Source organism: Pelagibacterium sp. H642 (genome assembly GCF_031202855.1).
GTDB lineage: Bacteria > Pseudomonadota > Alphaproteobacteria > Rhizobiales > Devosiaceae > Pelagibacterium.
In genome coordinates, this window is sequence record NZ_CP101829.1 from 1,512,448 (window position 1) to 1,538,673 (window position 26,226).

General features: G+C 63.9%; 31 protein-coding genes. 10 read left to right on the plus strand and 21 right to left on the minus strand.

Translation table 11 applies throughout. The features are described from left to right. Positions 1–113 precede the first annotated feature (113 nt). From NO934_RS07395 to NO934_RS07405, 3 genes are all read right to left on the minus strand, one after another. On the minus strand, positions 114–1,316 hold the full coding sequence (locus NO934_RS07395; RefSeq protein WP_309163236.1) for a TRAM domain-containing protein: 1,203 nt from the start codon (positions 1,314–1,316) through the stop codon (positions 114–116). Further along, a complete protein-coding gene (locus tag NO934_RS07400) occupies positions 1,313–2,218 on the minus strand; it encodes a ribokinase (RefSeq protein ID WP_309163237.1) in 906 nt (301 codons plus the stop codon). Before NO934_RS07400 ends, NO934_RS07395 begins: the two co-directional genes overlap by 4 nt. 73 nt (positions 2,219–2,291) lie before the next feature. After that, positions 2,292–3,455 carry a hypothetical protein gene (locus NO934_RS07405; RefSeq protein WP_309163238.1) on the minus strand — a complete coding sequence of 388 codons (1,164 nt, stop codon included), beginning with the start codon at positions 3,453–3,455 and terminating at the stop codon, positions 2,292–2,294. 123 nt (positions 3,456–3,578) lie between these two features. Between NO934_RS07405 and NO934_RS07410 the strand changes: the two genes are divergently transcribed. After that, a complete protein-coding gene (locus tag NO934_RS07410; protein ID WP_309163239.1) occupies positions 3,579–4,172 on the plus strand; it encodes a helix-turn-helix transcriptional regulator in 594 nt (197 codons plus the stop codon). Positions 4,173–4,179: 7 nt separating this feature from the next. On the opposite strand, the gene NO934_RS07415 is transcribed toward NO934_RS07410, so the two are convergent. Beyond that, on the minus strand, positions 4,180–4,569 hold the full coding sequence (locus tag NO934_RS07415; RefSeq protein ID WP_309163240.1) for a hypothetical protein: 390 nt from the start codon (positions 4,567–4,569) through the stop codon (positions 4,180–4,182). Between the two features lie 226 nt (positions 4,570–4,795). Here NO934_RS07415 and NO934_RS07420 point away from each other — a divergent pair, with 226 nt between their 5' ends. Continuing rightward, positions 4,796–5,602 carry a YbaY family lipoprotein gene (locus NO934_RS07420; RefSeq protein WP_309163241.1) on the plus strand — a complete coding sequence of 269 codons (807 nt, stop codon included), beginning with the start codon at positions 4,796–4,798 and terminating at the stop codon, positions 5,600–5,602. Here NO934_RS07420 and NO934_RS07425 read toward each other — a convergent pair. After that, a complete protein-coding gene (locus tag NO934_RS07425; RefSeq protein WP_309163242.1) occupies positions 5,594–6,085 on the minus strand; it encodes an MmcB family DNA repair protein in 492 nt (163 codons plus the stop codon). The genes NO934_RS07420 and NO934_RS07425 overlap by 9 nt on opposite strands. Positions 6,086–6,284: 199 nt before the next feature. Here NO934_RS07425 and NO934_RS07430 point away from each other — a divergent pair, with 199 nt between their 5' ends. Continuing rightward, positions 6,285–6,551 carry a DUF1127 domain-containing protein gene (locus NO934_RS07430; RefSeq protein ID WP_309163243.1) on the plus strand — a complete coding sequence of 89 codons (267 nt, stop codon included), beginning with the start codon at positions 6,285–6,287 and terminating at the stop codon, positions 6,549–6,551. Positions 6,552–6,662: 111 nt separating this feature from the next. Here the strand turns inward: NO934_RS07430 and ureG are convergent, their stop codons facing one another. The 6 genes from ureG to NO934_RS07460 form a co-directional block, all read right to left on the minus strand. Continuing rightward, on the minus strand, positions 6,663–7,295 hold the full coding sequence (ureG, locus tag NO934_RS07435) for an urease accessory protein UreG (protein ID WP_309163244.1): 633 nt from the start codon (positions 7,293–7,295) through the stop codon (positions 6,663–6,665). Then, positions 7,292–7,990 carry an urease accessory UreF family protein gene (locus NO934_RS07440; RefSeq protein WP_309163245.1) on the minus strand — a complete coding sequence of 233 codons (699 nt, stop codon included), beginning with the start codon at positions 7,988–7,990 and terminating at the stop codon, positions 7,292–7,294. Before NO934_RS07440 ends, ureG begins: the two co-directional genes overlap by 4 nt. After that, positions 7,965–8,444: an urease accessory protein UreE gene (locus NO934_RS07445; protein WP_309163246.1), complete on the minus strand. Its 480-nt coding sequence runs from the start codon at positions 8,442–8,444 to the stop codon at positions 7,965–7,967. The genes NO934_RS07440 and NO934_RS07445 overlap by 26 nt, the downstream gene beginning before the upstream one ends. A gap of 57 nt (positions 8,445–8,501) precedes the next feature. Continuing rightward, a complete protein-coding gene (locus NO934_RS07450; RefSeq protein WP_309163247.1) occupies positions 8,502–8,879 on the minus strand; it encodes an MliC family protein in 378 nt (125 codons plus the stop codon). Between the two features lie 89 nt (positions 8,880–8,968). Then, positions 8,969–9,289 (minus strand): AzlD domain-containing protein, encoded by a 321-nt coding sequence (locus NO934_RS07455; RefSeq protein WP_309163248.1) that lies wholly within the window; start codon positions 9,287–9,289, stop codon positions 8,969–8,971. Continuing rightward, complete coding sequence (locus tag NO934_RS07460; RefSeq protein ID WP_309163250.1) at positions 9,286–9,984, minus strand: AzlC family ABC transporter permease; 699 nt, start codon at positions 9,982–9,984, stop codon at positions 9,286–9,288. The genes NO934_RS07455 and NO934_RS07460 overlap by 4 nt, the downstream gene beginning before the upstream one ends. Positions 9,985–10,288: 304 nt before the next feature. On the opposite strand from NO934_RS07460, the gene NO934_RS07465 reads away from it, so the two are divergent. Then, complete coding sequence (locus tag NO934_RS07465; protein WP_309163252.1) at positions 10,289–10,522, plus strand: BrnA antitoxin family protein; 234 nt, start codon at positions 10,289–10,291, stop codon at positions 10,520–10,522. A gap of 18 nt (positions 10,523–10,540) precedes the next feature. Beyond that, positions 10,541–10,678, plus strand: coding sequence for a DUF6481 family protein (locus NO934_RS07470; protein WP_309163254.1), 138 nt, complete (start codon positions 10,541–10,543; stop codon positions 10,676–10,678). A gap of 1 nt (position 10,679) precedes the next feature. On the opposite strand, the gene ureC is transcribed toward NO934_RS07470, so the two are convergent. After that, the gene (gene ureC / locus NO934_RS07475; RefSeq protein WP_309163255.1) at positions 10,680–12,392 is read right to left on the minus strand and encodes an urease subunit alpha; all 1,713 of its coding nucleotides are present in this window, start codon (positions 12,390–12,392) and stop codon (positions 10,680–10,682) included. A gap of 158 nt (positions 12,393–12,550) precedes the next feature. On the opposite strand from ureC, the gene NO934_RS07480 reads away from it, so the two are divergent. Further along, entirely contained in the window at positions 12,551–13,240 is a 690-nt protein-coding gene (locus tag NO934_RS07480; RefSeq protein WP_309163256.1) for a hypothetical protein, read from the plus strand. 83 nt (positions 13,241–13,323) lie between these two features. Here NO934_RS07480 and NO934_RS07485 read toward each other — a convergent pair whose 3' ends face one another. The 9 genes from NO934_RS07485 to urtA form a co-directional block, all read right to left on the minus strand. Further along, complete coding sequence (locus tag NO934_RS07485; protein ID WP_309163257.1) at positions 13,324–13,635, minus strand: urease subunit beta; 312 nt, start codon at positions 13,633–13,635, stop codon at positions 13,324–13,326. 11 nt (positions 13,636–13,646) lie between these two features. After that, complete coding sequence (locus NO934_RS07490; protein WP_309163258.1) at positions 13,647–14,237, minus strand: HupE/UreJ family protein; 591 nt, start codon at positions 14,235–14,237, stop codon at positions 13,647–13,649. A gap of 12 nt (positions 14,238–14,249) precedes the next feature. Then, complete coding sequence (locus NO934_RS07495; RefSeq protein WP_309163260.1) at positions 14,250–14,552, minus strand: urease subunit gamma; 303 nt, start codon at positions 14,550–14,552, stop codon at positions 14,250–14,252. Positions 14,553–14,567: 15 nt separating this feature from the next. Then, on the minus strand, positions 14,568–15,404 hold the full coding sequence (locus NO934_RS07500; protein WP_309163261.1) for an urease accessory protein UreD: 837 nt from the start codon (positions 15,402–15,404) through the stop codon (positions 14,568–14,570). A gap of 7 nt (positions 15,405–15,411) precedes the next feature. After that, the gene (gene urtE, locus NO934_RS07505; protein ID WP_309163262.1) at positions 15,412–16,113 is read right to left on the minus strand and encodes an urea ABC transporter ATP-binding subunit UrtE; all 702 of its coding nucleotides are present in this window, start codon (positions 16,111–16,113) and stop codon (positions 15,412–15,414) included. Positions 16,114–16,115: 2 nt separating this feature from the next. After that, positions 16,116–16,871, minus strand: a complete 756-nt coding sequence (gene urtD / locus NO934_RS07510) for an urea ABC transporter ATP-binding protein UrtD (protein ID WP_309163263.1) — start codon at positions 16,869–16,871, stop codon at positions 16,116–16,118. Positions 16,872–16,875: 4 nt separating this feature from the next. Then, a complete protein-coding gene (gene urtC, locus NO934_RS07515) occupies positions 16,876–18,090 on the minus strand; it encodes an urea ABC transporter permease subunit UrtC (protein ID WP_309163265.1) in 1,215 nt (404 codons plus the stop codon). Between the two features lie 124 nt (positions 18,091–18,214). Beyond that, positions 18,215–19,828 (minus strand): urea ABC transporter permease subunit UrtB, encoded by a 1,614-nt coding sequence (gene urtB, locus NO934_RS07520; RefSeq protein ID WP_309163266.1) that lies wholly within the window; start codon positions 19,826–19,828, stop codon positions 18,215–18,217. 73 nt (positions 19,829–19,901) lie between these two features. Then, positions 19,902–21,173: an urea ABC transporter substrate-binding protein gene (gene urtA / locus NO934_RS07525; protein ID WP_309163678.1), complete on the minus strand. Its 1,272-nt coding sequence runs from the start codon at positions 21,171–21,173 to the stop codon at positions 19,902–19,904. Between the two features lie 481 nt (positions 21,174–21,654). Here urtA and lnt point away from each other — a divergent pair, with 481 nt between their 5' ends. From lnt to rimP, 4 genes are all read left to right on the plus strand, one after another. After that, the gene (lnt, locus tag NO934_RS07530; protein ID WP_309163268.1) at positions 21,655–23,277 is read left to right on the plus strand and encodes an apolipoprotein N-acyltransferase; all 1,623 of its coding nucleotides are present in this window, start codon (positions 21,655–21,657) and stop codon (positions 23,275–23,277) included. A gap of 260 nt (positions 23,278–23,537) precedes the next feature. Further along, positions 23,538–24,707: a methionine adenosyltransferase gene (gene metK / locus NO934_RS07535; protein ID WP_375143281.1), complete on the plus strand. Its 1,170-nt coding sequence runs from the start codon at positions 23,538–23,540 to the stop codon at positions 24,705–24,707. A gap of 83 nt (positions 24,708–24,790) precedes the next feature. Further along, the gene (gene trmB / locus NO934_RS07540) at positions 24,791–25,492 is read left to right on the plus strand and encodes a tRNA (guanosine(46)-N7)-methyltransferase TrmB (RefSeq protein ID WP_309163272.1); all 702 of its coding nucleotides are present in this window, start codon (positions 24,791–24,793) and stop codon (positions 25,490–25,492) included. A gap of 97 nt (positions 25,493–25,589) precedes the next feature. Next, on the plus strand, positions 25,590–26,222 hold the full coding sequence (gene rimP, locus NO934_RS07545; RefSeq protein ID WP_309163273.1) for a ribosome maturation factor RimP: 633 nt from the start codon (positions 25,590–25,592) through the stop codon (positions 26,220–26,222). The last annotated feature ends 4 nt before the right edge of the window (positions 26,223–26,226 follow it).

Below are 26,226 nucleotides of genomic sequence, written 5' to 3' on the forward strand. Positions count from 1 at the left end.
GGCGCGAAGCCCGCCCCTGCCGTTGCGGCACGAGACGTAGGGCTTGGTCTTGACTCCTGCGTGACAGAGAGATGACAGATTGATGACTGTGGAAAGCCCCGTCTTGTGGGCGATCAGGGGCGTTCGAAGCGGGCGAACACTTCCGTGTGCGACGAAAAGGCGAACTGATCCAAAGGCCTAACAGGGCCGATGACATAACCCGCTGCGACCAGTGCTGCCGCGTCACGGGCGAAACTTTGCGGATCGCAGCTCACATAAGCGATGGTTTTGATCTTCGATTTCGCCAGTTCGGCGATCTGGGCCTGGGCGCCGGCGCGGGGTGGATCGAGGACGACGGCGTCGAAACGGTTGAGCTCGAACGGGCCGAGCGGTTCGCGGAAGAGGTCGCGTTTTTCGGCCGCGATGGGCTTGAGCCCCTTGGCCTTGCGCTTTGCCGCATCGAGCGCGGCGACGGCGGGGCCGTCGGAATCTGCGGCAAGGACGGCGGCACGTTCGGCCAGGCGCAGGGCGAAGGGGCCGACACCGCAGAACAGGTCCGCCACCTGCCTTGCGCCGGCCACGGCCTTGACGACCAGTTCGGCAAGAGCGGCTTCCGCCGCTTCGGTGGCCTGAAGAAAGCTGCCGACCGGAAGCGGGACCTGGGCGCGGCCCATGGTGACCGTGGGCTGGCGGTGGATGATCAGCGGCTCGCCATTGAGCGAAAGCCGGGCCAGATCGAAACGGCGGGCCAGTTCGGTGAGCTTTGGATTGGCCTTCATCCCCTTGGCGCGGATCGCGACGTCGAGGCCCATATCCGAGGCGGTGAAGGCCACATCGCAGGGCCCGACGGCAGAGGCGAGATCGCGGGCGATGCGCGGGGCCTGGGCAAGGGCGGGGACGAGGATCGGGCAGCGGTCGAGATCGTGGATCTGGTGGCTGCGCAGCGCCATGAAGCCGGCTGCGGATCGGGTAGCATGGAATGTAGCGCGGCGGCGGCCGGCGCCATGGGCGATGATGGGATCGCTGACGTCGGCGGCAACACCGGTGCGCGAAAGGGCATCGACGACCAGCGAGCGCTTGAATTGGCTATAGGTTTCAGCGCTCAGGTGCTGGAGCTGGCAGCCGCCGCAGGCGGGAAAATGCGGGCACGGCGCGGTGCGGCGCTCCGGGCTAGCGGCGAGAATATCGAGGAGCGTGCCGCGATTGCCTTCGATGGTGACCGTGACGGTTTCCCCCGGCAGGGTAGCCGGCACGAAGATCGGCTTGCCTTCGACCAACGCCACACCTTCGCCGCGATGGCCGAGCCGGTCGATGACGAGGGTGTGGGGTGCGCTCATTTTGGGGCGGCGAGCCGGGCCGCGACCGCATCGATTTCTGGAATCGAGGGCTGGGCGCCATGGGCGAGGCAGGCCAGACCAGCAGCGACGCCGGCCCGCTCCATGGCGGGGGCGAGATCGAGGCCTTCTGCCAGCCCGGCGGCGAGATAACCCACGAAAGTATCGCCGGCCCCGACCGTATCGAGCGGGGTGATCTTGAGCGCGGGGGCGGAAACCGTCTGTCCATCGGCGGCGGCGAGGGCGCCGCGCGACCCGAGGGTCGCGACCACGGTGACACCGATCCTTTCGGCCAGCCAGGCGACCGCGGCAGCCTCATCGAGTTCGGGAGCGTCGAGCATGGCAAGAACGCCGGTCAGTTCGGTTTCGTTGACGACCAAAACGTCGATATGGTCGAGAAAGCCGAGATCGAAATCGGTGAAGGGCGCGAGGTTGAGGACGACTTTGGCGCCCTGTTCCCGCGCCAGCCTGGCGGCGGCGATCGAGGCCTCTATAGAGGTTTCGAGCTGGAGCAGCAGCCAGTCACCGGCCGCGATGCCGGCCTGTTCGAGCGCTGCGGCGGTCAGGCGCGAATTGGCGCCGGGGAGAATGGTGATCATGTTCTCCCCCTCCTTGTCGACGATGATGAGGGCGGTACCGGTATGGCGATCCATGCGGCGCACGCCGGACAGATCGACCCCGGATTCGCGCAACAGGGTGAGCGCCTGGGCGGCGAAATCGTCCGAGCCCACGCAGCCCACCATCCTGACCTCGGCGCCGGCACGGCTGGCCGCGAGCGCCTGATTGGCCCCCTTGCCGCCCGGGGAGAGTTCGAGCGCGGTGCCGAGCACGGTTTCGCCCGGCCGCATCAGGGTGGGGGCGTGGCCGATCAGGTCGATATTGATGGAGCCGAACACGACGATCACAGCGCTATTTGTCCTTTGCCGGATTTGAGTTGGCCCCTTGTGCCAAGGGAGCGCGGCCAACTCAATGGGAAAGTCAGATCGCGGCGGAAATGCGCAGGCCGATGCGGGTTTCGTCATAGGTGGGGGCAAGCCCCTCGACGCGGCGATAGCGGGCGAGCGCTTCGAGGCGCAGGCCGCCCGCCGGCATCCAGCGGGCGATGAGTTCGCCTCCGTGCTCGGTTTCGATCAGCAGATCGAGGGCGGGGCTATGGATATGCTTGGCAAATCCGGCCGCTTCGAGCGCCCATTGCGGGGCGGGGGTCAAGAGGATGGAGCCGCGGGCCTTGAGACGCCAATCGGCGAGACCGTCGGCGGGGTCCTCGGTGTCGGTGGCCGCTTCCAGCGTCGTGGCGAGGGTAAGGTATTGGTTGACCGCGAGTTCGGAGGCGAATTCGGCATAGGGGGTCACGAGCGGATCGATCGAAACGTCTTCGGGGATGAGGAGATCGATGCCGGCGCGCAGCGTTGCCGAGCTTTGGACGCCGTCCGTGAGGTCGAAGCCGGCGGCGAGGCGGGCGATCGAGAGGGGGAAGCGGGCGAAAGCTTCCTGTTCCTCCGGCGCGACGAGGACGGCGGTATATTGCGCCCGGGCGGCGAGGGCGGCGGTGGGGCTCAGGGGATGGGCCAGCTCCAGACCGGCGGTCAGCGTATCGGTGACCGCTTCGGTGCGGGCGGGGGGCAGGAGGCTGGCTTCAAAGCGCGTGTCGCCGGGGCGCTGGGCGGCATAGGCGACATCGGCGCCCACGATCGCATCGCCCAGCGCGGATTCGGCGCGCAGGCGGGCGAGGGCGGCGAGGTTGGGCTGGACGATGCCGAGCGGGCCGGCCAGGGTGGCAAGGCTCCGGCTCTCTTCGCCATAGGAGATAAGCAGGCGGCCGCGCAGGGCGGTGTCGGCGCCGAGGCGGGTTTCGGCTTCCAGGGTGGCCGACGCCGACCAGTCGTTTTCGCGCCAGAGTTCGGCGTAGCGCGTGTCTTCGAAAAGGATGGTGCCGCGCAGAGCGAAATCGCCCTCGGCGGCGACTAGCCCGAGGCTGTGGGTGTAGGTGATGTAGAAATCCGCGCCGCCATCCGCGGTTCGCTCGACATTGGAGGTCCAGCCGGCCTCCGCGCTCGAGGCGAGGGAAGGGGTCGGTTGCGCGGTGGCCGGTGCGCTGAGGCCGAGGCCGATTGCGAGGACTGCTGCCCTTAGGATGTTCACCTACCGTCCCCCACAAGCAATGTTCACGCGCCCGGTGCTTTGATCGGGCTCGATGATGGGGGCGGCATGGTGAAGGTTTTCGCGCCGGCCGGACCCGTACTCCTACGTAACGGGTGGTGTTGCATGGATCAGAGCATCGATATCGGGATGGCGCTGCGCAGCTTTCGGATCAAGACGCGCATCAATCAGGACGCGATCGCCAGGACGCTCGGGGTGAGCCAGAGCCAGGTCTCGCGCTGGGAGAGCGGGCGGGACCGCCCGCGTGCCGCCAATCTCGATGCCATAAAGGCGTTGATCTGGGGACGTGCCGATCCGGTGCTGGCGGGGCTGATCCATTATGTGCGTGGGGCGCAGGCGCCACTGGTGCTGTTCGACGCCGGGCTCGAGATCGTCGTCGCGAGCCCGTTCTTGCGCGAAAGGGGCGGGCCGCTGAGGCTCTTCGGCTGGTTGTTCGATGCCGAGATCAATCCCGCGCTCGACGGGATGGCCAGGCGTTTCTTGACTTTGGCCAAGACCGAGCCGGTGATCGCGCTCGAAATCCCGTTTTCGCATGAAGCGCGGCCCTGGGCCTGCCATGGGCGGCTGACCGTCAACCGGATCGAGCCGGACCTCTATGCCATCGGAGAGATGAGCTTTATCCGCGATGACCGACAGAGGGTGACGCGGATCGGACTTAGAGCGGCGGCCCGGCCCGGCGCGGGGCCGGGCCGGGTCTAGGCGGGGCTTACCAGCCGAAGCGGGAGAACGAACAGTACGAGTAGTTCGAGCCCCACTGGTTGCCGACCATGTTGCCGTTGCCGACGACGTTGCCCGAGCCGGGAACGACGGTGGCGTCGCGGCCGGCGATGACGCCACCATGGGGAGCGGTGCTGTGGCCTGAGCCGGTGACATTGGTCGACGCGTTGGACGCGCGGGAAGAGCCGAGCAGGCCCGAAAGCAGGTTCGAGCCGTTGAGGATGCCACCATTGAGCACCGAGACGTGACCGGTCTTAACGCTCAGAAGATTGCCGAGGCCCAAAAGACCGCCATTGCCCGAACCGAGCAATTGGGCCTGAGCGGGAGCGGCTGTGATGGCGAGGGTGGTAGCGACAGTCAATGCAGCGAGAAGTTTCATGTTTGCCTCCTGTTGGGAAGGGATAACCCCTTCGACGCAAACGAGAAAATCGCCGACCTCCGCGTTCAGCAACACTTAACCATATTATTATGCGTTTCATGCGACTTATGCGCCGCTTGCCGCGTTTTTAACCAGCGCGATTAGCCAAACATGCCGTTCAGACCCGGTTCAGCGGCGGAGCGGCAAGGATAGCGAGAGACTTCGCCAGGATGAAAGGACCCTTCTCATGCGTGCCAGATCAAAAGTGCTTTCGATCGCAGCGTTCTCGGTTTTGCTGATGGGCGGTGCGGCGATGGCCGACGACATGACGATCACCGGCGACATTTCCTACCGCGAGCGCATCGCCCTGCCCGACAACGCGGTGGCGACCGTCTCACTGATCGACGTGTCCCTGGCCGATGCGCCGGCACCCACGCTTGCCGAGGATGTGATCGATCCGGCCGGGCAGGTGCCGATCGGCTTTATTCTCAATTTCGATTCCGCCGATATCGTTGCCGGGCACAGCTATGCGGTTTCGGCGCGCATCGAGGTGGATGGCGAATTGTGGTTCATCAACGACACGCGCATCGGCGTCGATCCGGAAAATCACGACGCCCCGGTTTCCGTGCCGCTGGTCAATGCCCGTGGGGTGAGCGACACGCCGGTGGCAGAGGACGCCACCGACGAGGCTGTTACCGATGAAGCGGCGCAACTGCCCGGCACCAGCTGGACGCTCGTGGCACTGGGGGGCGAGCCTATCCCGGACGATGTGGACGCCACGCTGATCTTTGGCGAGGATGATGGCTCGGTGGGCGGCAATGGCGGCTGCAACAGCTATGGTGGCTCGATCGCCTACCAGGAGGACGGCACGATCGAGATCACTGAAGTGTTTTCCACCATGATGGCCTGCCAAGACCCCAAGATGAGCACCGAACGCGGGCTGTTCGACGCGCTGGGCGCTGCGACGACCTATGCCATCGAGGGCGAAACGCTGACGCTGATCGACGAGGGCGGGACCGTGCTTACCGAATTTGCCGCCCAGGCTTCAGAATAAGCCATCTTCGCGTGTTGCAGGGTCCATTAAGGCATGGACCCGGTCCGCGCCGAGCCGGGCGAGCTTTAACAGCATGGCTTTGCGGCGCGCGCCGGGGAGCGGATCGTGCTGGGCATGGCGCAGGATATCGCCCCAATGGCCGTCGGCGACCATCAACCCCTCGCTCTCGGGAAAGATTTCCGCTTCGAGCTCGGGGGGCTTGCAGAAAAAGAACCGGTCGCAGAAATCCTTGTAGTTGGGCCATTTCGCATCGACCTTGTAGTCGATGAGGCTCGACTTGATCTCGACGATCCAGATCTCGCCCTTGCCGCCAAGGGCGATGACATCGGCGCGCCGTCCATTGGTGAGCGGCACTTCGGCAAAGCACGTCATATCATGCACCGAACGCAGGAAACGCATCACCCCGCGCTGCACGCGCAGCGCGGTGGGCGACTGGCGGCCATCGACGAGAACAGGTTGCAGGGCGGATTCGGCGTCACTCATGTTCTCATTTTATTCCCATCGACGCGCGGTGAACAGCCCCAAGCGGTGTTTCAGGATTGAAACGGGCATTGCAAAGCGCGCCGTAGCGCGGGTGCCCCTGCAGGGCGCATAGTCCGGGTTGTCGGGGAGAATGTTATGCCCCGTCTCTTTCAACCATCTTTAGCTTTGCGCGGCGCTTCGGCGCTGCCGGAGGTTTGCCATGCCCGGTTTTCTGCCACGGGCGCTGGCCGATTGGCTGGCGTTTCACACGCTTTATGCGGCGCTCAGGCGCCTTGATCCTCACCTTAAAGCCGATCTGGGGCTGAGCGATGCCGATCTGCGGCGGTTGAGCCGCAAGGCGATGCATCACAAAGCGCCGATTTCGATCTATCGGCTGGTCGAGGAGGATTTTGAGGAGGAAGCCGAGGCGGTTTCCGATCCCCGGCGCGAGGATACCTATGGGTGCGGGGAGGCGGTGAGGGCCTGAACGCCTGCGGCGAAAAAGGGGCCGTTCGATTCCGGGAATGGTCCCAGGCCAGGGGGATTGTGGGAGCCAAAGAGGGTCGATGCTTGCGCTGGAGGCTACCGAATTCCGGCGCTAAAGTGCCATTTCTCCTCGCACCAGTCCGCCATGACGTTCCAGGAAGGTGACGATCTCTTCGACACCTTTTCCGCGTTTGAGGTCGGTAAAGACGTGCGGTTGGCCTTCGCGCATGCGGCCGGCATCGGCGTCCATGACGGCGAGGTCGACTTCGACATAGGGGGCGAGATCGGCCTTGTTGATGACCAGTAAGTCCGAGCGCGTGATGCCCGGCCCGCCCTTGCGCGGGATTTCCTCGCCCTGGCAGACCGAGATGACATAGAGGGTGATGTCGGCAAGATCGGGCGAGAAGGTCGCCGCCAGATTGTCGCCGCCACTTTCAATGAAGACGATGTCGAGATCGGGGATGCGGGTATTGAGCTCGGCAATGGCGCGCAGATTGATCGAGGCGTCTTCGCGGATCGCCGTGTGCGGGCAGCCGCCGGTTTCCACCCCGACGATGCGATCTTCGGGCAGCGCCTGCAGGCGGGCCAGCATCAGCGCGTCTTCCTTGGTGTAGATGTCGTTGGTGACGACCCCCACTGAATAGTGCTCGCGCAACGCCTTGCAGAGCTTTTCGGTCAGGGTGGTCTTGCCCGAACCGACGGGGCCGCCGATGCCGACGCGCAGGGGGCCGTGTTGTGAACTCATGAGCGGAATATCCTTACGCCGAGGTCTTCATGTCTGAGGCTTGCAATATCGGTGCCATAGGAGAGCCCGGAAACGTGATCGAGCGTTGCGGCGCCCGCATCGGCGGCCAGAGCGAGGATGGCGGGCTCGAGCGCCGCCTGCACCGCAAGCCCGGCGCTCTGGCCCAGGGGGATGAGGCGGATGCCCACGGAAATCTGCTGGGTGATGGCGGCATTGGCAAAGCCGGTGATCGTCGCCTCAAGCGGAACCGCATGCAGTCCGGCCATGGCGCCGAAGGCGATGGGAAGGGCGAGCGGGCCGGCAAGGATTTCGGCAAGCCATAGTGGATGGTCCGCCGGCCAGGCGGCGGCGGCATCGAGAAAGGAGCGGGCTTGCTCGCGTGTTTCCTTGTCGCGCTCGGCCGATACCTGCAGCGCCAGGCACAATTGATTGGCAGCGGCGAGCGTTTGCGCCTCCCCAATGCCCACGGCGCGGGCAGCGATGGCGAGGAAATAGGCATCGGTGCGCAAGGCTCCGCTGTGAAGATTGCCGGCGATCCAGGCCGAAAGCTGCTCGGCCGATCTGACCCGGTTCTCGGCAATGGCGGTTTCGAGCCCTTGGCTATAGGCAAAACCGCCAATGGGAAAGGCCGGCGACAGCCAGGAAAAAAGGCGCACCAGCCCCCTCGGGTCAGCCATGATGGTGGTGATGCCCATGCCCGTGCTCATGGCCCGAATAGGCGCCACGCAAAGGCGAAAAGGGCGCGCTGATCTCGGTGACCGTGGCGCCCAGGCCTTCGAGCATCTCCCTGATCACATGGTCGCGCCCGATCAAGAGGCGCTGAGGAACACCGGATCTGCTTTCGATCTGGCAGGGCAGGTGCCGATTGCCGATGTGCCAGCACAGCTCGGCCAGGTGCGCGACCGAGCGGCCGGTGATGGCATAGAGCGCTTCGTTTGCCGCGACGATCTCGGCGAAGCGCCCATCTTCAAGCCGCAGCGCGTCGCCGGTTTCGAGCGCCACGGTCTGGGCAAGATCGACAAGGACGTCGAGCCCGTTGTCGAGCGTGATCAGCTTGCGCCGCAGGGCGCGCTGGTCATGGGCAAGGACGGCACGTCCGGCGATGCTGCCTTGCCACTGCCCCTTGGGTTCGATTGCCATTGCGCGCATGAAATCGGTCTCCGCTTGCCTTCATCGCACCGGACGAAGCAAGAAGCGCGCCAGCGATCAGGGGATTTCCTCGATGCTGTGGCAGGTGACGGGTTCGGCCTCCGACTCGCCCTCGGCGGTCATGGCATCGGAAAAGAACGCCTCGTTGCCGCGGGTCCACCATTCGTACTGGCCCGAAACATAGCGGGCACCCGAGCCCGAGATGACGTTGACGAAGATGAGGTTTTCCCCCTCGACCGGCACCATGGCAAGGAAGATGGGGTGGGCGTTGATATATTCGACCACCATGGGCTCTTCGATGCCGTCGCACTGATAGGTGGTGACGTCGCGCTGGGCGTTGCCTTCGAGCTCAAGCACCAATTGCATCGAGGTTTCGAGGGCAAGGGCGGGCAGCGCGGCAAGGCTGAGGGCTGCGGCAACAACAAGGGATTTCACGGGGCGGCCTCCTCGACAACCGGTTGATTCCTTATTGAATCGTAACACCGGCGAGGTGGCAGGACCATGACCGCGCACCAATCGCGCGATCACATCAGGGCGAAAACGAAGCCGTAGACGATTGCGCCCCCCACCGTGGCGATGGAGATGTCTCGGCGCCAGAAATAGAGCGCCACCACGGCGGCCGAGCCGATCAGCAGCGGAGCGACGGACTGAAGGTCTGGCGAGAGCATGGGCAGGATGGCGCCCACAAAAAGCGCGACGATGGCCGCCGGGCCGGTGGCCGAGAGGAACCGGCTGAGCGGAGCTTCGGGATCGCCCGTGCCGCGCATGAAGCGGGTGGGCAGATAGCGCAGCATCCATGTGCCCAGGCCAACCAGCAGGGTGATGGCGAGAAATTCTGCGTTCATGCCGAAGCCCCCCGGACGAGGAAAAGGCTCGAGAGCGCGCCCGCGACCATGCCGCCCAATATGCCCACCGTGGGCGAGACGAGAAGGATGAGCGGCAGCGTTACGCAGACGGTGACGATCACCACAGGGATGTGCTTGCGCGTCAAAAGCGAGAGCACCATGGATAAAAACAGCGCCGGCATCAGGAACCCCATGGCCGCATCGACTGCCGGATAGGCGCTGAGCGCTCCGCCGGCCAGGGCGCCAATCGCCGTGCCGATCACCCAGGCGAGATAGGGGCCCGTGGCGATGCCGAACATGAAGCGTGGGGAAAAATAATCGGCCGAGCGGTTGAGCGCCACGATGGCCGAGCCAAAGGCCCCATCGGAGAGAAAAAAGCTCCAGGCCCAGGCGTGGCGCTTGCTGGCCTTATCCCGCGCCGCTTCGATGATGGCCGGACCGTAAAAGACGTGGCGCACATTGGTGGCGATGATCGAAAGCGCGGTGACGATGATCGGGGCGCCCGAGCCCACCAGGGCGAGGACGAGAAACTGGCTCGCCCCGGCATAAACCACCGCCGACAGCAGCGTCGCCTCGAGCGCCGTGAACCCCGCCTTGACCGCCGCCACCCCGAAGGCGATGCCGACCGGAACATAGCCGATGGCAATGGGCATCGAGGCGCGGGCACCGGAGGAAAAATTGGGATGGGCGGGCATGGCAAAGGAGGCGACGATTGAGCGGGGGCGCGAGCTTAGGATGGATCGGAAAGGATGGCCAGTAGGCTGGGCCGCCGAAAGTGCTGATCCCAGCCGAGAGGGCGTTCCGCCTGCAAGTGGCCTATGGCAGTAAGAGCGCAGCAAAAGCCGAAGGTATGCTCGATCACGCTTAAATTGCTTGCCCGCCGTGCCTCGCTGCTCTATCGGTTCGCCTGCCCCTGATCTTCGCCGATCGAGGGTTTGGCCCGGTCGGAGTTTCCACCTCCTGGCCGGGTCATCGATTTCCCAACATGGTGTCGAGACAATGGCCCATACGCCCCGCCGACCGACCAGCGCCAAGGAACGGGCCGAGGCCGCGTTCAAAGCCGCAACGACCAGGCCGGAAGAGCCCAAGGCCAGATCCAATCCGATTCCCGTGGGCAAGGAGCTTGTCTCGATCCGTATCGATCGTGATGTCCTCGCGCATTTCCAGGATGACGGCCCCGGCTGGCAAGAGCGGATCAATGAGGCGCTGCGCAAAGCGGCCGGCCTCAGTTAAGGCGAGGGAGCCTGCCAAATGAAGAAGTCCAAGCTTCCCGATCACGCCGACCGGCGCAAGACGTCCGACGACGCCAAACGCGCGCTGCTCGAAAAGATCAAGGCCACGCAAAAAGCCGGCAAGCCGGCTGCCAGGGACGAAAAGCCGTCGAGCTAGCCTAGAACAGAAAATACCGCTGCGCCATGGGCAGTATGTCGGCTGGCTCGCAGGTTAAAAGCTCGCCGTCGGCGCGCACTTCGTAGGTTTCGGGATCCACGGTGACCTCGGGGGTCAGGCTGTTGTGGATCATCGCGGATTTGCCGATGCCGCCGCGGGTGTTGGCGACCGCGAGCATGGGCTTGTCGACGCCCAGGCGTTGCTGGAGGCCGTCGTCGAGGGCTGCCTGGGAAACGAAGGTGATCGAGCTGTGGGCGACGGCCTTGCCGAAGGCGCCGAACATGGGACGGTAGTGCATGGGCTGGGGCGTGGGGATCGAGGCGTTGGGATCGCCCATGGGGGCGGTGGCGATGGTGCCGCCAAGCAGTACTAGCTCGGGTTTGACGCCGAAAAAGGCCGGGCTCCAGAGAACCAGATCGGCGCGCTTTCCAACTTCGACCGAACCGATATGGCCTGAGATGCCGTGGGCGATGGCGGGGTTGATGGTATATTTGGCGATGTAGCGCTTGACGCGGAAATTGTCGTTTTCGCCGGTTTCCTCGGCCAGTCGCCCGCGCTGGCGCTTCATCTTGTCGGCGGTCTGCCAGGTGCGGATGATCACTTCCCCCACCCGGCCCATGGCCTGACTGTCGGACGAGATGATCGAGAAGGCGCCGATATCGTGAAGGATATCCTCGGCGGCGATGGTTTCGCGGCGGATGCGGCTTTCGGCGAAGGCGACATCCTCGGGGATCGAAGGGTCGAGATGGTGGCAGACCATCAGCATGTCGAGGTGTTCGGAAAGCGTGTTGATCGTATAGGGGCGCGTGGGGTTGGTGGATGAGGGGATGACGTTTTCGAGCCCGCACACCTTGATGATGTCGGGCGCATGGCCGCCGCCGGCGCCTTCGGTGTGGAAGGCATGGATGGTGCGGCCCGCAAACGCGGCGATGGTATCTTCCACAAAGCCGGATTCGTTGAGCGTATCGGTATGGATCATCACCTGGATATCCATCTCATCAGCAACCGAGAGGCAGGTGTCGATGGCGGCGGGGGTGGTGCCCCAGTCCTCGTGCAGTTTTAGTGCCGCAGCGCCGGCATTGACCATTTCGACAAGTGCCTCGGGACGCGAGGCGTTGCCCTTGCCGGCGAGCGCGATGTTCATGGGGAAGGCGTCGAAGGATTGGATCATGCGCCCGATATGCCAGGGGCCGGGGGTGCAGGTGGTGGCCAGCGTGCCATGGGCGGGGCCGGTGCCTCCACCCAGCATCGTGGTCACACCCGAAGTCAGCGCTTCCTCGATCTGCTGAGGACAGATGAAATGGATATGAGCATCGAACCCGCCGGCCGTCAGGATCTTGCCCTCCCCGGCAATGGCCTCGGTGCCCGGGCCGATGATGATATCGACGCCGGCTTGGGTGTCGGGATTGCCAGCCTTGCCGATGGCGGCGATCACGCCGTCCTTGAGGCCCACATCGGCCTTGTAGATGCCGCTGTGATCTATGATCAGCGCATTGGTGATCACGGTATCGACGGCGCCGGCGGCGCGGGTAAATTGTGATTGTCCCATGCCGTCGCGGATCACCTTGCCGCCGCCGAATTTGACCTCTTCGCCATAGGTGGTGAGGTCCCGTTCCACCTCCACGAACAACTCGGTATCGGCCAGCCGCACCTTGTCCCCCGTTGTGGGGCCGTACATGTCCGCATAAAGGGCGCGGGAAATCCTGGTGGCCATCACTGTGCTCCTTGGTGGGGCGGAATGCCGGCGCGGAACCGGGCGACACTCCAGTTTGAATGCGTCCCAATGCTCCGAAACTGCATGCAACCGGATCGGACCTTGCCCGTTTTTACGGTCCGAGGGGCGGTAAACGTACACTCAAACGGAGAATGGAAATGAACAAGCTCTCTGCTCTTGCTCTTGGTACGGCCTTGACCCTGTCGATGCCGCTGGCAGCTTTTGCTCAGGATGCCGGAGTTGATGCCGGCGCGGGCGTCGATGCCGGGGTGGAAACCGACGCCGGCGCTGGTGTGGATGCTGGCGCTGGCGTGGACGCCGGTGCTGGCGCTGATGCAGGTGCCGACGCGGCCGCTGGTGCTGAAGCGGGTGCCGCAGGCGATGCGGCGGCCGGGGCCGGTGCCGATGCTGCCGGCGGAATGTCGACCGACATGACCTATGGCGATCTCGATGCCGCGCTCCAGGGCGCCGGCACGGCCGACCTTTCCATGGTCACAGCCGATACTGAAATCCAGATCGTCGATATCTCGACCCTCGGTGAGGAAGGTGAATTCACCGCCCAATCCTATGCCGAGAGCCGCGCCGATTATGAGGCCGATATTGATACGCTGCAGACCAATGTCGAAGGCAATGCCGATGTGGTCGCCGCCATCGAAGCGGCAGGCTATACGACCGAGGATGTGGTCGGCGTCTGGATGGAAGGGGATACGTCGCTGGTCGTGTTCGTGGAATCCCAGCAGTCGCCGGAGGCCGAGGCTGCCGAAGACACGGGCACTGATGAAGCCGACGACATGAACACCGATGCGGGGCTCGAGGCTCCGACCCAGGGTGAAACCACCACCCAATAAGCGATCGCCAAGGCTATTGCGGCGGCGGAGTGCGACGGCACCCCGCCGTTTTTCATGGCCGGCCAAGGATCGGGCGGCCGGCATCATCGCTCGAGCGGACCCATCACCATCTGGCGGAAGCCGTGGATCTGGCGCTTGCCACCGATGGCAACCAGACGGACTTGCCGCATCTGTCCGGGCTCAAAGCGCACGGCGGTGCCTGCGGCAATATCGAGGCGCATGCCATAGGCCTTGTCGCGCTCAAAGCTCAGCCCGGCATTGGTTTCAAAGAAATGATAGTGACTGCCCACCTGGATGGGGCGATCGCCGGTGTTGGCGACGTCGAGGGTCACCGTCTCGCGCCCGGTATTGAGCTCGATATCGCCCGGTTGGGTGATGATCTGGCCGGGGATCATGGGCGGCTCCTTTAACCTGCGATAGTTAGCCACAACCCGCCAAGGGCGGTGAGCCCGCCCGCGATCCGGGTTGCGGCAAGGCCCCGCCGGGTGGCGAGCAGCCTGCCGGCAACAACGCCCAGCGCTACGCCAGCGGCATGGAGCAGCGCGGTGGCGGCGAGAAAGCCCGCCGCATAGCCAAAGGCTCCGGCCTCACCCATTTCGCCGCCATGGGCGTGGCCGTGGAACAGGGCGAAAAAGGCGACGACCGCCGCGACGCCGGCGGTGGGGAGCGGCAGGGCGAGGGCGACCATGATGCCGATGAAGATGACCGAAGCCAGGATCACCGGTTCGACGAAGGGCAGCGGCAGCCCGAGGATCGCGGCGGCGAAGCCGATGGCCATGGTGGCGACGAAGGCGGAAGGGACGGCCCAGAGCGCCCTGCCGCCAACAGAGGCTGCCCAGAGCCCCACGGCGACCATGGCCAGGATGTGATCGAGCCCGAACAGCGGGTGGGTGAAGCCGGCCATGAACGAGCCGTGCTCGACGGGATCGAGATGGGCGAAGGCGGGCGCTGTGCCGATAAGGACAACCAGCAAAGCGGCGAGAAGGCGTCTGATCATGGTTTCGAACCTTTAGCGAATGGGATTGTGGACGGTGACCAGCTTGGTGCCGTCGGGAAAGGTCGCTTCGACCTGAATGTCGGCGATCATTTCGGCGATACCCTCCATCACCTGATCGCGGGTGATGACATGGGCGCCCGCTTCCATGAGTTCGGGTACCGGGCGGCCGTCGCGGGCGCCTTCGACGACGAAATCGGTGATGAGCGCGATGGCTTCGGGATGGTTGAGCTTGACGCCGCGCTCGAGCCGGCGGCGCGCCACCATGGCGGCCATGGATATGAGCAGCTTGTCTTTTTCGCGGGGAGTCAGATTCATGAGTTGTCCTCGAAACTACAGCGACCACAGCCTGGGGACGGCTCCGGCGCCGGCCAGCGCGGCAATGGCGGGCATTACGATCTTGCGCAGATGATAGCCCGAGCGGCCCAGGGCGCGCAGCACGATCTTGTCGCCAATGCGCGAAACCCCGGCCCCCGGGTGATCGGCGACAAGCTGCTTGAGCTTTTCGATGCGGCGCTCGGCATCGGGGGCGATATAGAGCAGCGTCGCATAAGCGCGCGCGCCGCCGAGCAGGGCGATATTGTCCCGCGCCAGGGTATCACCGGCATCGAGGCGGGCCGCTTCGGCGTGCACGAGCTTTCCGGCGCGGCGCACCTGCCAGCGGTCGGAAATCGATGCGGCAAGTGCATCCTCTCCATGGGCCTCCCGGCCCAGGATGACCGCTTCCAGCCCCAGGAACGTGGCATCCTCGGCCAGATCGACCTCAAGGGTGCGCCTGAGGGCGGAGCCGTCGAACACGATGGTTTCCTGCGGCAGCCAGTCGAGGCGGGCACCGGGCTGCACCGAAAGGGTGGTCCGAACATCCGCCGCGCCACCACTCGAGCGGTAGATGCGCTCGCAGGCCTGGGTGGTGACGACAAGATGGGTGTCTGGCAGAGTTTGCGCCGACCACGCCATGCGGTCTCCGCCGGTCAGCCCGCCCGAGGTGTTGATGAGCACCGCTTCGAGCCAGTTGCCATGGGTTTTGGGCACCCTGATCTTGCCGCAGCCGCGCTGATAGAGCGTGTCGAGCACCGAGAGGCCATCGCGTCCCTTGGCCACGATGCGTCCTTCGCCTTCGGCGCGCTGCAGGGCGGCCGGGCCGCCAGGGGATTGAACCGAAACCAGCATGATCGGACTAGACCATCAGATGCCGTTTGACGTCCGGATCGTCCAGGTCTTCGGCGGGTCCCGAATGCATGATCTCGCCGCGATCCATGACGTAGATATGGTCGCTCAGCTCGCGGCAGAAATCGAGATATTGTTCCACCAGCAGGATGGTCATGCCCAGTTCGTCGCGGAGAAATTGCAGCGCGCGCCCGATATCCTTGATGATCGAGGGTTGGATGCCTTCGGTGGGCTCATCGAGGACCAGAAGGCTGGGCCGGGTGACCAGAGCGCGGCCGATGGCCAATTGCTGCTGCTGGCCGCCCGAGAGATCGCCGCCGCGGCGCCCGAGCATGGATTTGAGGACCGGAAAGAGTTCGAACACGGTTTCGGGGATCGAGCGGTCCCTGGGTTTGAGGGGCGCATAGCCGGTGAGGAGATTTTCCTTGACCGTCAGCAACGGGAAGATTTCGCGCCCCTGGGGGACGTAGCCGATGCCCATGCGGGCGCGGGCATAGGGTGGGGCCTTTTTGAGGTCTCGGCCTTCGAGGACGATGGCGCCCCCCGAAATCGGGTGCGTGCCGGTGATGGCGCGCAATAGCGATGATTTGCCCACCCCATTGCGACCGAGGACAGAGGTGATCGCGTTGGGCTTAGCGGTGATCGAGACCGAGCGCAGCGCCTGGGCGGCGCCGTAGTGGAGGTCGAGATCGGTGACGGTCAAATTGGTCATGGCTAGCGCCCCAGATAGCGTTCGATGACCAGGGGATCGCTCGAGACATGTTCGAGCGACCCCTGGGCGAGCACCGAGCCTTCGGCAAGACAGGTGACGCGGCAGTCGAGGTCACGCACGAAGCTCATGTCGTGTTCGACGACCACCACCGAATGATGTTTTGCGATCTCCTTGAGCAGTTTCGAGGTTTCCTCGGTCTCCGCGTCGGTCATGCCGGCGACCGGTTCGTCGACCAGCAGCAGCTTGGGATCCTGGGCGAGCAGCATGCCGATTTCGAGCCATTGCTTTTGCCCGTGGGAGAGATTGGCGGCGAACTCGTCCCGGCGATGGATGAGGCGGACGGTATCGAGGATGTCCTCGATGCGGGCGGTATCCGCCTCGTCGCGGTTGTAGAACCAGGAGGAAAAGACGCCGCGCGGTTTTTTCAGCGCCAGTTCGATATTGTCCCAGACGGTGTGGCTTTCGAAAACCGTGGGTTTTTGGAATTTGCGCCCGATGCCCAGATTGGCGATCTCGGTTTCGTCCTTCCTGGTGAGGTCGATGGCACCTTCGAAATAGACCTCGCCCTCATCGGGGCGTGTCTTGCCGGTGATGATGTCCATCATCGTGGTCTTGCCCGCGCCGTTGGGGCCGATGATGGCCTGCAACTCGTCGGGCTGGACCACGAGCGAGAGGGAATTGAGCGCCTTAAAGCCATCGAAGGAGACGGTGACGCCATCGAGATAGAGCAGCGAATTGGAGGCAACGATCTGGTCCATAGCGCTACTCCGCTGGCGAGGGCTTGGCGCCCTGGGGGGCGTCGGGATAGGCGGACGTGGATGGGCGCGGCGCCGGCGGTTCGCCGGGCTCGGGGTCGATGCCCTTTTCGGCCTTGTCGGAAGCGCGGCGCTGCTTGAGCGCGGTCCAGGCGGAGGTGAACACACCCACGATGCCCTTGGGCATGAACAGGGTGACGAAGACGAACATGCCGCCCAGGATGAACAGCCACAAATCGGCGAAGGAGCCGGTGAACCAGGATTTGGCGGCGTTGACCAGCAGCGCGCCGATGATGGGCCCGACCAGCGTGCCGCGCCCGCCCACGGCGGTCCAGATCACCACTTCGATGGAATTGGCGGGAGCGAATTCCCCCGGATTGATGATGCCCACCTGGGGCACGTAGAGCGCACCGGCCAGCCCGGCCATGACGGCGGATACGGTGAAGGCGAAGAGTTTGACGTTTTCCACCCGGTAGCCGATGAACCGGGTGCGGCTTTCCGCGTCGCGGACCGCGACCATCACCTTGCCGAGCTTGGAGTTGACGATCAGCGAGCACAGGATGAAGCACAGCGCAAGCAGGATCGCCGAGGCGGCGAACAGCGAGGCCCGCGCCGAAGCGATGGGCGTGCCGAGGATGTCGCGGAAATCGGTCAACCCGTTATTGCCACCGAACCCCATGTCGTTGCGGAAGAAGGCGAGCATCAGCGCATAGGTGAGCGCCTGGGTGATGATCGAGAGATAGACGCCGGTAACCCGGCTTCTGAAGGCGAACCAGCCGAAGACGAAGGCGAGAAGGCCGGGCACGAACGCCATCATCACGAGCGCGAAGGGGAAGACATCGAAGCCCTGCCAGTACCAGGGGAGTTCCTGCCAGCCCAGGAACACCATGAAATCGGGGAGCACCGGATTGCCATAGACCCCGCGCGTGCCAATCTGGCGCATGAGGTACATGCCCATGGCATAACCGCCCAAAGCGAAGAAGGCGCCATGGCCGAGCGAAAGGATGCCGCAATAGCCCCAGACCAAATCGAGGGCGAGCGCCAGGGTGGCGTAGGTGAGATACTGGCCGAGCAGCGGCACGAGGTAGTTCGGCACCCGGAGGGGATGGTCGATGGGGAGAAGGAGGTTCGAGAGCGGGACCGCGATGGCGGCGAGAAGCAGGATCGCAACGACCCAGATGGCCTTGGCGCCGAGCTTTTCGAGGAGCTTGGAGGTGATCATGGGGCGGCCTCCAGCTTGTGGGGAACCACTCTGCCAGCCACACCTTCAGCACCCCTTCTCCCCTGGTGGGAGAAGGTGGCCGCGAAGCGGTCGGATGAGGGGGGCGCCGAGGTGGCGAGGGACATCATGCTTCCACCGCCCTTCCCTTGAGCGCGAAGAGGCCGCGTGGTTTGCGTTGGATGAAGAGGATGATCAGCGCCAGTATCAGGATCTTGGCGAGCACCGCCCCCGCATAGGGTTCGAGGAATTTGTTGACGACTCCGATGGAGAGGGCTCCAACCAGGGTGCCCCAGAGATTGCCCACCCCGCCGAACACCACGACCATGAAAGAGTCGATGATGTAGTTCTGGCCAAGGTTGGGGGAAACGTTGTCGATCTGGGAGAGCGCCACTCCCGCAAGCCCGGCGACGCCCGAGCCCAGCCCGAAGGTCATGGCGTCGACCCAAGGCGTGCGGATGCCCATGGATGAGGCCATGCGGCGGTTTTGGGTGACGGCGCGCATCTCTAGGCCCAGCGGCGTTCGGTTGAGCACCAAAAGGAGCAGGGCGAAGACGAGAAAGGCGAAGACCAGGATCCAGAGGCGGTTCCAGGTGATGGCGAGCCCGCCCAATTCGAACGCGCCCGACATCCAGGAGGGGTTGCCGACTTCGCGGTTGGTGGCCCCGAAAATGGTGCGCACGCCCTGCTGGATGATGAGCGAGAGGCCCCAGGTGGCCAGCAGGGTTTCCAGCGGGCGCCCATAGAGCCAGCGGATGATGCCGCGCTCGATGGCGATGCCGATCAGGCCGGTGACGAGGAACGCGAGCGGGATGGCGATGGCGAGGGAATAGTCGAAGAGCGCCGGATTGGTGGTCCGGATGATTTCCTGGACGATGAAGGTGACATAGGCCCCGATCATCACCATTTCGCCATGGGCCATGTTGATGACACCCATGACCCCGAAGGTGATGGCCAGCCCGATAGCGGCGAGCAGCAGCACCGAGCCGAGCGAGACGCCGTACCAGACGTTCTGCCCCACACTCCAGAGCGCAAGGGTCTGGTTGATCTGCGCGATGCCGGTTTCGAGCTGGGCGAGCTGGATTTCGCTGGCGCCGCCCCGAGCGCCGTTGAGGATCGAGAGCGCGGTGCGGTCGCCGCGGGCGGCGATGGTTGCGACGGCCTCGTCGAATTGAGCATCCTCGAGCTCGGTTTCCAGCAGCGATGCGGCGCGAGCCTCTTCCATCAGCGTGCGAACGCCGGCGTTCTCTTCGGCGGCGATGGCGGTCTCGAGCAGCTCGAGATTGGCCTCGTCCGGGGAGGACAGCATCTGGCTGGCGGCAGCGCGGCGGGTGGCGGGGTTTTCGCTCATCAGCGTCATAGCGCCGATGGCGGCGGCGATGTCGCGGCGCAGGGAATTGTTGATGCGGATGACGTCGAGCTCGCCGGTGACTTCGGTATCGGCCTCCGTTCCGGTCAGGGCATCGTGGTATTGATTGCGGCCGGTTTGGATGTAAATGCCGCCATTTTCGGCCTCGTAGAGCTCTCCATCGCCCAGGGCGCGCAGGATGGGCAGCGCCTCGTCCTCGCCCGAAGACACCAGCGCGGCGACGGCGTCGCGCAGATCGCCCAGGCTCGCGTCATACATGGTGGGAACGGTTTCGGCGACGGACTGGGCTTTGGCGCCGGTGGCGCCGAGGCCGACAAGCGCGGCGACAAGGAGTGCCGCGCCCAGGTTCCTGAGCCGATCGAGACACCGCATGTTCAACACCCCTTAGATAGATTCAAGGTTCCGGGGGCGGAGTGCCGCCCCCGGAGACGCTCGGGAAGAGCGCTTATTCGGCCGCGACCGAACCGCCGCAGGACTGGGTCTCGGTGTTGTAGTTGCCGCAATTGACCGGGTCCGTCCAATCGGCTTCGAGCACCGCGGATTCGGGGAGGAAATCGGACCAGGCGTCGCCTTCGACCAATTCTTCGGTTTCCCAGACGACGAAGAACTGGCCATCATCCTGGATTTCCCCGATCAGCACCGGCTTGGTGATGTGATGGTTGGGGAGCATGGTGGCGACCCCGCCGGTAAGGTTGGGAACCTCGACGCCGACAATAGCATCGATCACAGCGTCGGCATCGGTGGTGCCGGCCGCTTCGACCGCTTCGACCCACATGTTGAAGCCGATGTAATGGGCTTCCATGGGATCGTTGGTGACGCGGGTATCGTCGCCGATGAACTCATGCCAGGCGGCGATGAATTCCTCGTTTTCGGGGGTTTCCACGCTCATGAAATAGTTCCAGGCCGCAAGGTGCCCGACCAGCGGGGCGGTATCGAAGCCCGAAAGCTCTTCCTCGCCCACCGAGAAAGCGACGACCGGGATGTCGGCGGCATCGACGCCCTGATTGGCCAGCTCGCGATAGAACGGCACGTTGGCATCGCCATTGATGGTGGAGACCACGGCGGTCTTCTTGCCCTCCGAGCCGAAGGCGACGATGTCGGAAACGATCGTCTGCCAGTCCGAATGCCCGAATGGAGTATAGTTGATCAGGATGTCTTCTTCGGCCACCCCGGCATCCATGAGATATTGCTCGAGGATCAGATTGGTGGTCTGGGGATAGACATAGTCGGTGCCGGCCAGGACCCAGCGTTCGACGCCTTCCTCGTTCATCAGATAGTCGACGGCGGGGATGGCCTGCTGGTTGGGCGAGGCTCCGGTATAGAACACGTTGCGCTGGGATTCTTCGCCCTCGTACTGCACGGGGTAGAAGAGAAGCGAATTGAGTTCTTCGAAAACCGGCAGCACCGATTTGCGGCAAACCGAGGTCCAGCAGCCGAAGACGGCATCGACTTCGTCGACTTCGATCAACCGCCGCGCGAGTTCGGCGGCGAGCGGCCAATCGGAAGCGATATCGACGACAACGGGCTCGATCTGGCGGCCCAGGACGCCCCCGGCCTCGTTCTGCTGCTCGATGAGCATCAGCATGGCGTCCTTGAGCGTGGTTTCCGAAATCGCCATCGTGCCGGACAGCGAATGGAGGATGCCGACCTTGATCGGGCCGTCATCCTGAGCCAATGCCGGAGTGGAAATGATCGATGCGCTCACGGCCCCCGCCATGAGTACGCCCCCTATGCGCCTTGTCCAGTCTGTCATTTTTGTCCTCCGACAGTTGCTGTTTGCACCGCCGGTAAGAATCGCAAGAAGCATGCCAAGCCCTGCCCGAGAGCGGGGACGGCGTGGTTAAGGTTCTGGAAAGATGTGGTCTTTCGGCGCGCGGATGCGCAGGGCAACGAAAATGGGCGTTGGCCGGCCGACATCTGCGCCGTGCAATAATGCTGCAGATGATTATTTGCTGGGCATCGGCTCAGGCGCTGGCGATTGCTTGTGCACAATTTTCAGGCAGATGTTCCATGACAAAAGCGTCACCCTGAAGTAAAATTGGCGGGTCGGATGTCCTCCGGCAGAGGTTGTTTGCACCACAATCTCAGTGGCCCCGTACGTTCGCGAGGCGTACGGGGCACCTCGTCTTTCCCATTGCGCCATCGCATTTGCCCGGTCACCGTCTTTGCGAAACGTGATTCGGCGGCAAAGGACAGCCATGACCGCTCTTGCCGAGTTTGCCATGCTCTCCCATGGATGGAGGCGCCTGTTGCTGCTGGTCGCGGCGGGCGCGATTGCCGCGCTTTCCGCCGCTCCGATGTTTTTCCTCGTCGCCTTGTTCCTCGCCATGCCGGTGCTGGTCTGGACGTTGGACGGGGCCGAGCGGCGGCGCTCGGTGTGGGGCGTGCTGTTCGGTCCGGCCTTCAGGATCGGGGTGGCGTTCGGGTTCGGCTATTTCGCCGTTTCGCTGCACTGGATCGGAGCAGCATTCTTTGTCGATGGCGGCTGGCTGCTCGTGGCGATGCCGTTCGCGGTGGCCGGGCTGGCGTTGCTCTTGTCCTTGTTCTGGGGATTGGGCACCGCCTTTGCGCATTTTTTCTGGTCGGCGGGCGCCGGACGCATCTTTACCCTGGCGGTGGGACTGACCCTGGCGGAACTGGCACGCGGCTACCTCTTTACAGGTTTCCCGTTCAACCTTCTCGGCTATGCGCTGACCGCCAACGCCGAAATGATGCAGGCGGCTTCCCTTGTGGGCGTTTACGGACTGACTTTCGTCGCCGTCCTGATTTCGGCGACCCCGGCCCTGGTCTGGCCCGCCGCCGAGCGCTCGATGGTGACGCGCATCCTCCCGCTTCTTGCCGCCTTCGGGCTGATCGCGCTGCAGATCGGCTGGGGCAATTATCGCCTCGCCCGGACCAGCACCGAGCCTTTCGAGGACATCAATCTGCGAATCGTGCAGCCGGTGATTTCCCAGGATATCAAATGGCAGACCTTTGCCCGTGAGGAAACCATCACGCGGCTGCTCGATCTTTCGACAATGCGCACGGGCCCGCAGGATCAGGGGCTCGACGATGTGACGCATCTGATCTGGCCCGAAGCGGCCATCCCGTTCTTTTTGTCCGAGGAGCCGCAATATCTCGCGCAGATCGCCCGAGCCCTGCCCGACGATATCTGGCTTTTGACCGGCGCCCCGCGCGAACCCTACGGCACCGATGGCCAGATCGTCCCCGGCGCAAAGCCCTATAATTCGGTGCTGGCCTTCAATGGCGTGGGGGAGGTGGTCACCTCCTACGACAAGACTCATCTGGTTCCCTTCGGGGAATATCTGCCGTTCGACGAAACCTTGCGCCAGTTCGGCATGAGCCAGTTCGTCGCCGGTTCGGAAGGCTGGGCGGCGGGCGCCGAGCGCCGGCTGGTCGAATTGCCGGGCTCGCCTGCCATCCTGCCGCTCATCTGCTACGAGATCGTGTTCCCCGGCGCGCTGGGCGAGCCGGTGGCCGATGCCGGGTTCATCCTGGTTCTGACCAACGATGCCTGGTTCGACGGCTCCATCGGGCCGACCCAGCACTTCCACCACGCCCGGGTGCGGGCGGTGGAAGAGGGCAAGTCCATGGTGCGGGCCGCCAATTCGGGCATTTCGGCCATCGTCGATCCGCTGGGGCGGATCGATGCGATGATGGCCGAGCAGATGGTGGGGGCGATCAAGGGCGCGCCGGATCAGCCGCTGGACGGAACGATTTATGCGCAATGGCGGCATTGGCCGCTAGTGGGGATGCTCGTTTTGGGAGCGGCTGCGGCGCTGCCCGGCTGGGTGCGGCGGCGGAGACGGATCGCTGACTAAGGGTGGCTTAGCTCCAACCTCTTGTTCGTCATTGTGAGCGTGACCGACAATCCGCAGCCCCGTGTGGATCTCCGGGTCAATCCCGGGATCAAGTCCGAGGATGAAGACGATGAGGGAGATAAAGTCGATATAAAGCTTTCTTTATATCGCTCTTGCTTTCCGTGCCCGGACCTGCGAAAAGCGGGACTGAAAGTGTCAGGAATAGTGTCCTGACACGCGCACTTCCGCGTGCGCCCTCGCCAGTTGAAATGAGGTTTAACGTGGCCAGTTCAAGCTATCTCTTCACCTCGGAATCGGTTTCCGAGGGCCATCCCGACAAAATCTGCGATCAGGTGTCCGACGCCGTCGTCGATGCGTTCTTTGCCGAGGATCCCTATTCCCGCGTCGCCGTGGAAACGCTGGCGACCACCAACCGCATCGTCCTCGCCGGCGAAGTGCGCGGCCCGGCTTCCATCGACGCCGGTCGCATGGAAGAGCTGGCGCGCGGCGTGGTCAAGCGCATCGGCTATGAACAGGAGGGTTTCCACTGGAAGACCCTCGATTTTTCCTGCCATGTGCATGAGCAATCGGCTCACATCGCCCAGGGCGTGGACGCTTCGGGCAACAAGGACGAGGGGGCCGGCGACCAGGGCATCATGTTCGGCTTTGCCGTCAACGAGACACCTGAATTGATGCCGGCGCCGCTGCTCTATGCCCATAAAATCTTGAAGACCATGGCCGAGGCGCGCCATTCGGGCGAAGTGTCCGAATTCGGTCCCGACGCCAAAAGCCAGGTGACGCTGAAATACGAGAACGGCAAGCCGGTGGGCGTTTCCGCCGTGGTCGTCTCCACCCAGCACAATGAAGACGTGTCCCAGGACAAGGTCCGCGAACTGGTACGCCCGTTCGTGGTGAACGTGCTGCCCGAGGGCTGGATGCCGCCCGAGGACGAATTCTACGTCAATCCCACCGGCGCTTTCGTCATCGGCGGGCCGGACGGGGACGCGGGGCTGACCGGCCGCAAGATCATCGTGGATACCTATGGCGGCGCGGCTCCCCATGGTGGCGGCGCGTTTTCGGGCAAGGACCCCACCAAGGTCGACCGCTCGGCGGCCTATGCGGCGCGCTATCTTGCCAAGAACGTGGTGGCGGCGGGGCTGGCGGAAAAATGCGTCATCCAGCTTTCCTATGCCATCGGCGTCTCCAAGCCGCTTTCGATCTTTGTCGATACCTATGGCACCGGCACCGTGGACGAGGACAAGCTCGGCCTGGTGCTTCAGAAGGTCATGGACCTCTCCCCGCGCGGCATCCGCACCCATCTGGGGCTCAACAAACCCATCTATGAACGCACGGCAGCTTACGGCCATTTCGGACGCGCGCCCGAGGATGATGGCGGGTTCTCCTGGGAGCGCACCGACCTCGCCGAGGCGATCAGGGCGGAACTGACCTGATCCTTTCGGTCTTGCCATCGTGAGCCATCCGACGCTAAAGCGCAGCGGGAGAGCCGCTGCGCTTGGCTTTTTTCAAGAGTGACATGACCATCAAACCCATTCCGCAGGATCCGAAGGGACCACGCGCCTTTTTCGGCCGCCGCGCCGGAAAGAAGCTGCACAAGGGCCAGCAGGCGCTGTTCGAAACCCTGCTTCCGGAGTTGACCGTGGACATTTCGCGGCCGGTCGATCCCCTTGCGCTGTTTCCGCGGGCCGAGCGTATCCATCTCGAGATCGGTTATGGCGGCGGTGAGCATCTGGCGCGGATCGCCCGGGAAAACCCCGATAATGGGTTCATCGGCTGCGAGGTGTTCACCGGCGGCATCGGCAAGCTGCTCGAGGCGATCGATATCGAGGGGATCGGAAATATCGCGCTGTTCCCCGACGACGTTATCAAGCTGCTCGCCGTGATGCCCGACGCCTGCCTCGATTGCCTCTATGTGCTCTATCCAGACCCCTGGCCCAAGCCGCGCCACCACAAGCGCCGGCTGATCCAGTTCCCGGTACTGGCCGAATTTGCCCGTGTGCTCAAGCCCGGCGGCACCTTCCGGTTTGCCACCGATATCGAGGATTATGCCAATTGGACGCTGGCCCATATCCTCAAATCGGAAGGCTTCGTCTGGCCGGCCGCAGTGCCGGGCGCTTGGCATCAGCCCTATCCCGGCTGGCAGGCGACGCGATATGAACAAAAGGCCCGCCGGCAGGGGCGGGAAAAGAGCTTTTATTTCGAGTTCTTGCGTTCCTGAGCCGTGAGCGCTATATAGTTCTCAACAATCTCAGATCGAATGAGAGAGTGGGTGCCGACCGGCCCCGCTCTTTTTTATTACCCGCATCAGGGAAACAATGACGACTAACACCAAACGCTACGTCCGCGAATCCGCGCTTGAACAGCGCATCGCCGCGATCGTCGAACCGGTGGCCGAATCTCTCGGGTATGACCTGGTTCGTGTCCGCCTGACCCAGGACAACGGCATGACGCTGCAGATCATGGCCGAAGACGAGAGCGGGCGCTTTACAATCGAGGATTGCGAAAAGCTTCACAACGACCTCAATCCGGTCCTCGATCTCGAAGATCCCATCGATCGCGAATACCACCTGGAGATCTCCTCTCCCGGCGTCGACCGGCCGCTGGTGAGGGCCCGTGATTTCCAGGCCTGGGCCGGCCATGAAGCCAAGATCGAGCTTGCCGATATGGTCGATGGGCGCAAGCGCTTCCGCGGCGAGATCGTGGGGGCTGATGACGATACCTTTTCGATCCGCCTGCCCGATGCGCCGGCCGGCACCGATCCGGTGCACACCCTGCCGCTGAACCTTCTGGCCGATGCCAAGCTGGTCATGACCGACAAGCTGCTCGACGAAGCCAAGAAGCGCCAGGACGAAGACCCCGATTACGACGAGTCCGACCAGGACATCGAAACCATCATTACCGACGAAACCGACGGCGAAGCCGCCGACGAGCGAAATCAGGAGAATTGATCGA

Excerpts from the sequence above, each read along its gene's own strand:
- NO934_RS07395 (WP_309163236.1), bottom strand. The coding sequence starts at position 1,316 with ATGAGCGCACCCCACACCCTCGTCATCGACCGGCTCGGCCATCGCGGC.
- NO934_RS07410 (WP_309163239.1), top strand. The coding sequence starts at position 3,579 with ATGGATCAGAGCATCGATATCGGGATGGCGCTGCGCAGCTTTCGGATC.
- NO934_RS07415 (WP_309163240.1), bottom strand. The coding sequence starts at position 4,569 with ATGAAACTTCTCGCTGCATTGACTGTCGCTACCACCCTCGCCATCACA.
- NO934_RS07420 (WP_309163241.1), top strand. The coding sequence starts at position 4,796 with ATGCGTGCCAGATCAAAAGTGCTTTCGATCGCAGCGTTCTCGGTTTTG.
- NO934_RS07425 (WP_309163242.1), bottom strand. The coding sequence starts at position 6,085 with ATGAGTGACGCCGAATCCGCCCTGCAACCTGTTCTCGTCGATGGCCGC.
- NO934_RS07430 (WP_309163243.1), top strand. The coding sequence starts at position 6,285 with ATGCCCGGTTTTCTGCCACGGGCGCTGGCCGATTGGCTGGCGTTTCAC.
- ureG (WP_309163244.1), bottom strand. The coding sequence starts at position 7,295 with ATGAGTTCACAACACGGCCCCCTGCGCGTCGGCATCGGCGGCCCCGTC.
- NO934_RS07440 (WP_309163245.1), bottom strand. The coding sequence starts at position 7,990 with ATGGGCATCACCACCATCATGGCTGACCCGAGGGGGCTGGTGCGCCTT.
- NO934_RS07445 (WP_309163246.1), bottom strand. The coding sequence starts at position 8,444 with ATGCGCGCAATGGCAATCGAACCCAAGGGGCAGTGGCAAGGCAGCATC.
- NO934_RS07455 (WP_309163248.1), bottom strand. The coding sequence starts at position 9,289 with ATGAACGCAGAATTTCTCGCCATCACCCTGCTGGTTGGCCTGGGCACA.
- NO934_RS07460 (WP_309163250.1), bottom strand. The coding sequence starts at position 9,984 with ATGCCCGCCCATCCCAATTTTTCCTCCGGTGCCCGCGCCTCGATGCCC.
- NO934_RS07465 (WP_309163252.1), top strand. The coding sequence starts at position 10,289 with ATGGCCCATACGCCCCGCCGACCGACCAGCGCCAAGGAACGGGCCGAG.
- NO934_RS07470 (WP_309163254.1), top strand. The coding sequence starts at position 10,541 with ATGAAGAAGTCCAAGCTTCCCGATCACGCCGACCGGCGCAAGACGTCC.
- ureC (WP_309163255.1), bottom strand. The coding sequence starts at position 12,392 with ATGGCCACCAGGATTTCCCGCGCCCTTTATGCGGACATGTACGGCCCC.
- NO934_RS07480 (WP_309163256.1), top strand. The coding sequence starts at position 12,551 with ATGAACAAGCTCTCTGCTCTTGCTCTTGGTACGGCCTTGACCCTGTCG.
- NO934_RS07485 (WP_309163257.1), bottom strand. The coding sequence starts at position 13,635 with ATGATCCCCGGCCAGATCATCACCCAACCGGGCGATATCGAGCTCAAT.
- NO934_RS07490 (WP_309163258.1), bottom strand. The coding sequence starts at position 14,237 with ATGATCAGACGCCTTCTCGCCGCTTTGCTGGTTGTCCTTATCGGCACA.
- NO934_RS07495 (WP_309163260.1), bottom strand. The coding sequence starts at position 14,552 with ATGAATCTGACTCCCCGCGAAAAAGACAAGCTGCTCATATCCATGGCC.
- NO934_RS07500 (WP_309163261.1), bottom strand. The coding sequence starts at position 15,404 with ATGCTGGTTTCGGTTCAATCCCCTGGCGGCCCGGCCGCCCTGCAGCGC.
- urtE (WP_309163262.1), bottom strand. The coding sequence starts at position 16,113 with ATGACCAATTTGACCGTCACCGATCTCGACCTCCACTACGGCGCCGCC.
- urtD (WP_309163263.1), bottom strand. The coding sequence starts at position 16,871 with ATGGACCAGATCGTTGCCTCCAATTCGCTGCTCTATCTCGATGGCGTC.
- urtC (WP_309163265.1), bottom strand. The coding sequence starts at position 18,090 with ATGATCACCTCCAAGCTCCTCGAAAAGCTCGGCGCCAAGGCCATCTGG.
- urtB (WP_309163266.1), bottom strand. The coding sequence starts at position 19,828 with ATGCGGTGTCTCGATCGGCTCAGGAACCTGGGCGCGGCACTCCTTGTC.
- urtA (WP_309163678.1), bottom strand. The coding sequence starts at position 21,173 with ATGGCGGGGGCCGTGAGCGCATCGATCATTTCCACTCCGGCATTGGCT.
- lnt (WP_309163268.1), top strand. The coding sequence starts at position 21,655 with ATGACCGCTCTTGCCGAGTTTGCCATGCTCTCCCATGGATGGAGGCGC.
- trmB (WP_309163272.1), top strand. The coding sequence starts at position 24,791 with ATGACCATCAAACCCATTCCGCAGGATCCGAAGGGACCACGCGCCTTT.
- rimP (WP_309163273.1), top strand. The coding sequence starts at position 25,590 with ATGACGACTAACACCAAACGCTACGTCCGCGAATCCGCGCTTGAACAG.